Here is a 7,246-nt window from a genome sequence, read left to right on the forward strand (position 1 = left end):
ACTACACTTATGAACTACTATTGTGATTGACCGAGGCGACGGCCACGGGGGCCACGGTGGACGGAGGAGCCGGATGGATCAGGACGCAGACGGCCTGCCCGCTCATGGCGACGTAGTGGACCGGATGCAGCGTGAGTGGGCCCGGCTGCGCCCGGACCTGAGCTTCACCAGCCTCGGGGTGATCCACCGCGTGCTGCGCGCTTCCCGCCTCATCCTCGAAGCCAGCGACGCCTTCCTCGCCGACTACGGGCTCACCCGCGGCGAGCTGGACGTGCTTTCCGCGCTGCGCCGTGCGGGCGAACCTCTGAGCCCAACGACGCTGGCCCAGACGCTGCTTGCCCCGCGCTCCGCGATCACCATGCGGCTGAACGCCCTCCAGGCTCGGGGACTGCTGAGCCGGACGGCCAACCCGGCCGACGGCCGCTCGTCCCTGCTCGCCCTCACCGACACTGGCGCCGCACTCGTGGACGAGGTGATTCCCGCCCAGCTCGCCCTCGAAGATGCCCTACTCGCCGAAGCCCCGGCCTGGGCCATCGAGGGCTTGGTCGATCCCCTGCGGGCACTGACCTCCGTGTGGGAGCAAGGACGCGGCCACCAAGCCGGGTCCAGCAAGGACCGGCGGAACGGCGCGCCCGAGTCCTCCGGATGAGCCGCAGCAGCGCGGGCTTCGGGTGAGCATCAGCCGACGCGCTACCCGGTTTGCGTGGTAGACCCCCAAACACGTCGTGCCAGCGAACGGTTCTGTTACGACAACACCGCCCTCCTTTGCGGCTGCCATTAGTCCGTCGAGTGCTTCAAGATCACTGAAATCCCTGACGTTTGCCGCATGACGTCGCGGCTGATGGATCATCAGCTCGCCCACGTCCATGGTGTCGATTACTTCCCTGAGACCGTTCACGTGATCAGCATCAGGGTGCGTCGAAATGACGAGGTCAGCCCTGTCCCGGGCATACCGGTAGGCGACGTGTTTCACGATGTCTTCACCGACAAAGGAGTGACTACCGCCTATTCCAACAACGGCGTCCCGAGCCTCTGACTCAACAGAAAAGCGGACAGTGAGGCTCGATGAGGTTCCCGGACTTTTTGTCGAGAGCCAAGTCTTCTATCCACTCGCGGTGATGGGTCGTCTCGCCATTGCCCTGAGAAGCCAGGCGAGCCGGAGGTGACCCTAAGGTCCCATCCTGGGGCGGCTATTAACTTTGATCGACGGGCAGGCTCACCAAGCGCGCAATAAACACCGAAGCTGATGCCGTCCCGGAGCTCGGAATCCTTGAGAACGGTCCAGGGCCCCACGCCCAGGCTGTGAAAGAGCTTCTCTTGGGTCTCTTGCTCGATACTGAAGCCAGCCTCGGCCGACAGCGACCATGTCGCAGTCATTTCTTGTTCCTGGTAGCTGAGCCAGCGTTCGTGCAGGCGACGATTGCCGGCCTGGGCGCGAGCTTTGGCTGCCGGGGTGGCCGCTGCCCAGCAGGCCCGTAGCGATGGCGAGGGGTTGTAGGGTCGGCGGTGGTGCCAGGCGGCTTCGACCAGGAGCCTGCGTGCATGGGTGTTTCCGGTTTTGTGATCGCCCCTTGTGCCCGGTGTTGGGCGGATGAGTTTTCAGACGGAACCAGTCCGAGGTAGGCGCCGATCGTGGACCCGGTGAAACGGGTCCAGTCCCCGATTTTCCACGGCCCGGCCGAAAGCAGTCAGCGTGGAAACACCCCTGAGGCATTCCAAGGTACGCACGACCGGGGTGTATGCGCTGTCGTAGGCGATGGCGCGGATGGCTTTGTCGGCCCTGGCGCGGCGGTCGAGGGCTTCGGCCACGGATTCCAGCGCAAGGTTGTAGGTCAACTGCAGCGTCCCTGAGTCAAAACGTTGCCGTGCAGCGCCTTGGCGCAGCAGCAGTTTGGAGACCCGGTGCCTGGCGCGCATGAGGTCACCGCGGATGTCTTCGCGGGCGCCGACCAGGTCCCGGGCAGCTTCCTGTGCCGGCTCCGGAACCACGACCTCGGATCTGGTCGAGTTTCAGCAGCCGGGCCAAGTGCAGGGCGTCGTTCCTATCTGTTTTCACCCGGTCTCCGGAAGGCCGCTGGAGCTTGGACGGGGCGGCGACCAAGCAATCGACGTCCGCTGCCCGCAGCGTCCGGGCGAGCGGAAAGCCCGTTGGGCCGACCTCGTAAACCACCTTGACAGGGCCAGGTAGTGCCTGGATCCAGGCCAGAACCTCACCATGGTCAGGTGTCAGCCGGGTCCGGAAGATCTCACCGGTCAGCCCGTCGATCCCGCACGCGACGACCGTGAGGGCGTGGACATCCAAGCCCACGTGAGTACGCTTCCAGCCCTCAAACAGTGCACGCCGAAGCCTCCCCATTCATGCGGCCCTTCTGACAGAGGCCAGCGCGCCCTGGGTAGGACCCGGAGCGCCACCAAAGCACAACAGGGACGCCGACTATCGCGAGCTGGCGCTCCGGGAACCACCCCGGCGACAATCAGGCCTCAGAAGGGCCCACACAGAACGGATCAGCTGTCCCCGACCTCCAGTCATATCGTCTAGGTCCCCCGTGCACGTCAGGATCGCCTAAAACTCTGGCGTATTGGCACCCCGGGCCCGACCATCCGTCCCTAGACCAACACGCAGCGGCGGCAGCCGCCGCTCAGAAGTCCCAGTCCTCATCCTCGGTGTTGACGGCCTTGCCAATCACGTACGACGAGCCCGAACCCGAGAAGAAGTCGTGGTTCTCGTCGGCGTTCGGCGACAGGGCCGACAGGATGGCCGGGTTCACGTCGGTGACGGAGGCCGGGAACATAGCCTCGTAGCCCAGGTTCATCAGCGCCTTGTTGGCGTTGTAGTGCAGGAACTTCTTGACGTCCTCGGCCAGGCCGACGCCGTCGTAGAGGTCGTGCGTGTACTGGACTTCGTTCTCGTACAGCTCGAAGAGCAGCTCGAAGGTGTAGTCCTTGATTTCCTGCCGGCGCGCCTCGGAGACGGTCTCCAGCCCGCGCTGGAACTTGTAACCAATGTAGTAGCCGTGCACGGCCTCGTCGCGGATGATCAGGCGGATCAAGTCAGCCGTGTTCGTCAGCTTGGCGCGCGAGGACCAGTACATCGGCAGGTAGAAGCCGGAGTAGAACAGGAAGCTCTCCAGCAGCGTGGAGGCCACCTTGCGCTTCAGGGGATCGTCGCCCTGGTAGTAGTCCATGACGATCTGGGCCTTCTTCTGAAGGTTCTCGTTCTCGGTGGACCAGCGGAAGGCGTCGTCGATTTCCTTGGTGGAGCACAGGGTGGAGAAGATCGAGGAGTAGCTCTTGGCGTGCACGGCCTCCATGAAGGCAATGTTCGTGTACACGGCCTCTTCGTGCGGGGTGATCGCATCCGGAATCAGCGAAACGGCGCCGACGGTTCCCTGGATGGTGTCCAGCAGAGTCAGGCCGGTGAACACACGCATGGTCAGCTGCTGTTCAGCCGGGGTCAGGGTGTTCCACGACTGGACGTCGTTGGACAGCGGCACCTTCTCCGGCAGCCAGAAGTTGTTGACGAGGCGGTTCCAGACCTCGACGTCTTTGTCGTCCTGGATGCGGTTCCAGTTGATGGCCTCGACGTGGCTCAGCAGCTTGACCTTCTCGGTCATGTCATCCCCTAAAAAGTTGGGTGGGTTCTTACTTAAAGCGTACGACGGCGGGCGGGCACCCGCCGTCGTACGTGGCCTTGGTCTCGTCAGGCTCGACCAGAGGTCACAGCATGCAGGAAACGCAGCCCTCCACTTCCGTTCCTTCGAGCGCGAGCTGGCGGAGACGGATGTAGTAGATGGTCTTGATGCCCTTGCGCCAGGCGTAGATCTGAGCCTTGTTGATGTCGCGGGTGGTGGCGGTGTCCTTGAAGAACAGCGTCAGCGACAGGCCTTGGTCCACGTGCTGGGTGGCGGCGGCGTAGGTGTCGATGATCTTCTCGTAGCCGATCTCGTACGCGTCCTGGTAGTACTCCAGGTTGTCGTTCGTCAGGTACGGCGCCGGGTAGTAGACGCGGCCGATCTTGCCTTCCTTGCGGATCTCAATCTTGGACGCCACCGGGTGGATCGAGGAGGTGGAGTTATTGATGTAGGAGATCGAGCCGGTCGGCGGTACGGCCTGCAGGTTCTGGTTGTAGATGCCGTGCTCCATGACGGAGGCTTTCAGCCCGCGCCAGTCCTCCTGGGTGGGGATGTGCACGTCCTTGAACAGCTCGCGGACCTTCTCGGTCTGCGGGACCCATTCCTGCTCGATGTACTTGTCGAAGAACTCGCCGGAGGCGTACTTGGACTTCTCGAAGCCGCCGAACGTCTGGCCGGTCTCAATGGAGAGCAGGTTCGACGCGCGGACTGCGTGGAACACCACGGAATAGAAGTAGATGTTGGTGAAGTCCAGGCCCTCTTCGGAGCCGTAGTGGACCCGCTCACGCGCCAGGTAGCCGTGCAGGTTCATCTGGCCGAGGCCGATGGCGTGCGACTGGTCGTTGCCGCGGGCGATGGACGGCACCGAGGTGATGTTGGACATGTCCGAGACAGCCGAGAGCGAGCGGATGGCCGTCTCGATGGTCAGGCCGAAGTCCGGCGAGTCCATGGTCTTCGCGATGTTCAGCGAGCCCAGGTTGCAGGAGATGTCCTTGCCGGTCTCGTCGTAGGACAGGTCATCGTGGTACGTCGTGGGCTGGGAGACCTGGAGGATCTCCGAGCACAGGTTGGACATGATGATCTTGCCGTCGATCGGGTTTTCCCGGTTTACGGTGTCCTCGAACATGATGTACGGGTAGCCGGATTCGAACTGGATCTCGGCGAGGGTCTGGAAGAACTCGCGCGCCTTGATCTTGGTCTTCTTGATCCGGGAATCGTCCACCATCTCGTAGTACTTCTCGGTGACCGAGACGTCGGAGAACGGCATCCCGTACACGCGTTCGACGTCGTACGGCGAGAACAGGTACATGTCCTCGTCCTTCTTGGCCAGCTCGAAGGTGATGTCCGGGATGACGACGCCGAGTGAGAGGGTCTTGATGCGGATCTTCTCGTCCGCGTTCTCCCGCTTGGTGTCCAGGAACCGGTAGATGTCCGGGTGGTGGGCGTGCAGGTACACGGCACCGGCGCCCTGGCGGGCACCCAGCTGGTTGGCGTAGGAGAAGCTGTCTTCGAGGAGCTTCATCACGGGGATGACGCCGGAGGACTGGTTCTCGATCTGCTTGATGGGTGCGCCGACCTCGCGGATGTTGGTCAGGGCGAACGCGACACCGCCGCCGCGCTTGGACAGCTGCAGGGCGGAGTTGATGGAGCGGCCGATCGACTCCATGTTGTCCTCGATGCGGAGCAGGAAGCAGGACACCAGCTCACCGCGCTGCTTTTTGCCGGCGTTCAGGAACGTCGGGGTGGCCGGCTGGAAGCGGCCCTCGATGATCTCGTCCACCATCTGGGTGGCCAGCTGCTCGTTGCCGCGGGCCAGGTGCAGGGCGACCATGCACACGCGGTCCTCGTAGCGCTCGAGGAAGCGCTTGCCGTCGAAAGTCTTCAGCGTGTAGGACGTGTAGAACTTGAAGGCGCCCAGGAAGGTCTCGAAGCGGAACTTCTTTTTGTAGGCGCGGTTGAACAGGTCACGGATGAAGTTCATCGTGTACTGGTCGAGGGTTTCGCGCTCGTAGTACTGGTTCTTCACCAGGTAGTCGAGCTTCTCCTCGAGGTCATGGAAGAAGACCGTGTTGTTGTTCACGTGCTGCAGGAAGTACTGGTGGGCCGCCTCGCGGTCAGCCTCGAACTGAATCTCGCCGTTCGGGCCGTAGAGGTTCAGCATCGCGTTCAGCTCGTGGTAGCCCAGGCCCTTGTAGGCAGCGGGGAGCGCCGGCTTCTCCTGCTTTTCAACAGCCGTGTCCATGGACGCGTCCTTTCCGTCGGGCCTGGTTACTTCTGTGTCTGCGACAGTCGTGTCCAAAACTCTTCCAATCCTTTTTGTACACGGGAGACGTCTTCCGGCGTACCCATGAGTTCGAACCTGTAAAGGTGGGGGACCTTGCACTTGGCGGCGATGATGTCGCCTGCCATGCAGTAGTTGTCCCCGAAATTCGTGTTTCCGGCCCCGATGACGCCCCTGAGCAGGCGCCGGTTTTCCGGGTTGTTCAGGAACCTGATGACCTGTTTTGGCACTGAACCCTCGCCGCCTGTCCCGCCGTACGTGGGGACCACGAGCACGAACGGCTCACGGGCAACGAGGGGTTCATCCTTCGCATGCAGGGGTATCCTGGCGGCGTCCGCACCAAGCTTCTCGATGAAGCGCCTGGTGTTCTCGGAGGCCGAGGAAAAGTAGATGAGGCGGCTGCGGGTCTGGTTCACGGGCGGTGTCTGACTGACGGGCGTCGTGTCCGCAGCGCGGGCTGCGGCCGGCGCATCGGCAAGTGCCGGCGCGGCCATGCGAGTCACCTCATCTACTTGGAAATTCCTTGCCGGAAACGGCGGGGGTGCAGCCCTAGGCCACGGAAGCGGACGCGCTGAGTGCCAGCTCTTCGATCTTGTCGGGGCGGAAACCGGACCAGTGGTCCTGGTCCGTGACGACGACCGGGGCCTGCATGTAACCGAGCGACTTCAGGCGCTCAAGGGCGTCCGCGTCCTGGGAGATGTCCACGCTCTGGTAGGCGATGCCCTTCTTGTCCAGCGCACGGTAGGTAGCGTTGCACTGTACGCAGGCCGGCTTGGTGTAAACCGTAACGGTCATGGTTCCTGTCCCCTTTGTTGAAGTCACTGCTGCTGCACTCTTCTGAGACCTTGCTGGTGTCTCTGTCTTTAAATCTCTGGCATCGTAGCGGTGGACTCTGCCCGGACCTTACCGTCCAGTACTGGCTGCGCCGGCCTCCCGCTCAATCTGTATGTCGATACTACATGTAGTGCGCGGCCCCGGATGGGACCCCAAGATGATGTATTACAAGTATGTCATTTAATGCACTTTTAATCCACAGGCCCGGGCCCTCAAAATGTCCGGATTTCCGGGTTTCTGGCGGACGGAATCCACACCCTGTGGAGTAGTTAGACACATTTAAACGCCAGCGTGTCGTGCCGCAGACGGCGTGTCGCGGTGCCCCCGAGGGGACTGTTTGGGTGGCACGGAACACAACAGTGGGGGTGCCCCAGCACCCATCGGGGCCCCCCCAGGGGTTAAAGAAAACCCCCGGTATGGCGGCGGCCCCCCGCGGGCCAGCCCCATAAGCGGCCCAAACAGGGTACCCGGCAGGAAGCCCGCCCCGGAGTTGCACAGG

The 7,246-nt window shown here is 62.7% G+C and carries 8 protein-coding genes; 2 read left to right on the top strand and 6 right to left on the bottom strand.

Annotation, left to right across the window (positions count from 1 at the left end; genetic code table 11):
* Positions 1 to 73 precede the first annotated feature (73 nt).
* Both ACFTSA_RS14765 and ACFTSA_RS14770 read left to right on the top strand, forming a co-directional pair.
* Positions 74 to 649, top strand: coding sequence for a MarR family winged helix-turn-helix transcriptional regulator (locus tag ACFTSA_RS14765; RefSeq protein WP_377952203.1), 576 nt, complete (start codon positions 74 to 76; stop codon positions 647 to 649).
* Positions 650 to 826: 177 nt separating this feature from the next.
* Positions 827 to 1,036, top strand: a complete 210-nt coding sequence (locus ACFTSA_RS14770) for a hypothetical protein (RefSeq protein WP_377952205.1) — start codon at positions 827 to 829, stop codon at positions 1,034 to 1,036.
* A gap of 563 nt (positions 1,037 to 1,599) precedes the next feature.
* Here the strand turns inward: ACFTSA_RS14770 and ACFTSA_RS14775 are convergent.
* From ACFTSA_RS14775 to nrdH, 6 genes are all read right to left on the bottom strand, one after another.
* Complete coding sequence (locus tag ACFTSA_RS14775) at positions 1,600 to 1,989, bottom strand: hypothetical protein (RefSeq protein WP_377952232.1); 390 nt, start codon at positions 1,987 to 1,989, stop codon at positions 1,600 to 1,602.
* Positions 1,922 to 2,356: a transposase gene (locus ACFTSA_RS14780; RefSeq protein WP_377952206.1), complete on the bottom strand. Its 435-nt coding sequence runs from the start codon at positions 2,354 to 2,356 to the stop codon at positions 1,922 to 1,924. The genes ACFTSA_RS14775 and ACFTSA_RS14780 overlap by 68 nt, the downstream gene beginning before the upstream one ends.
* A 283-nt stretch (positions 2,357 to 2,639) precedes the next feature.
* Positions 2,640 to 3,614: a class 1b ribonucleoside-diphosphate reductase subunit beta gene (nrdF, locus tag ACFTSA_RS14785; protein WP_306923998.1), complete on the bottom strand. Its 975-nt coding sequence runs from the start codon at positions 3,612 to 3,614 to the stop codon at positions 2,640 to 2,642.
* Positions 3,615 to 3,717: 103 nt separating this feature from the next.
* The gene (gene nrdE / locus ACFTSA_RS14790) at positions 3,718 to 5,874 is read right to left on the bottom strand and encodes a class 1b ribonucleoside-diphosphate reductase subunit alpha (RefSeq protein ID WP_377952208.1); all 2,157 of its coding nucleotides are present in this window, start codon (positions 5,872 to 5,874) and stop codon (positions 3,718 to 3,720) included.
* A gap of 26 nt (positions 5,875 to 5,900) precedes the next feature.
* A complete protein-coding gene (gene nrdI, locus ACFTSA_RS14795) occupies positions 5,901 to 6,407 on the bottom strand; it encodes a class Ib ribonucleoside-diphosphate reductase assembly flavoprotein NrdI (protein WP_377952210.1) in 507 nt (168 codons plus the stop codon).
* 55 nt (positions 6,408 to 6,462) lie between these two features.
* The gene (nrdH, locus tag ACFTSA_RS14800) at positions 6,463 to 6,708 is read right to left on the bottom strand and encodes a glutaredoxin-like protein NrdH (RefSeq protein ID WP_076802586.1); all 246 of its coding nucleotides are present in this window, start codon (positions 6,706 to 6,708) and stop codon (positions 6,463 to 6,465) included.
* Positions 6,709 to 7,246: the final 538 nt, after the last annotated feature.

The organism is Arthrobacter sp. NPDC057013 (genome assembly GCF_042674585.1).
Lineage (GTDB): Bacteria > Actinomycetota > Actinomycetes > Actinomycetales > Micrococcaceae > Arthrobacter.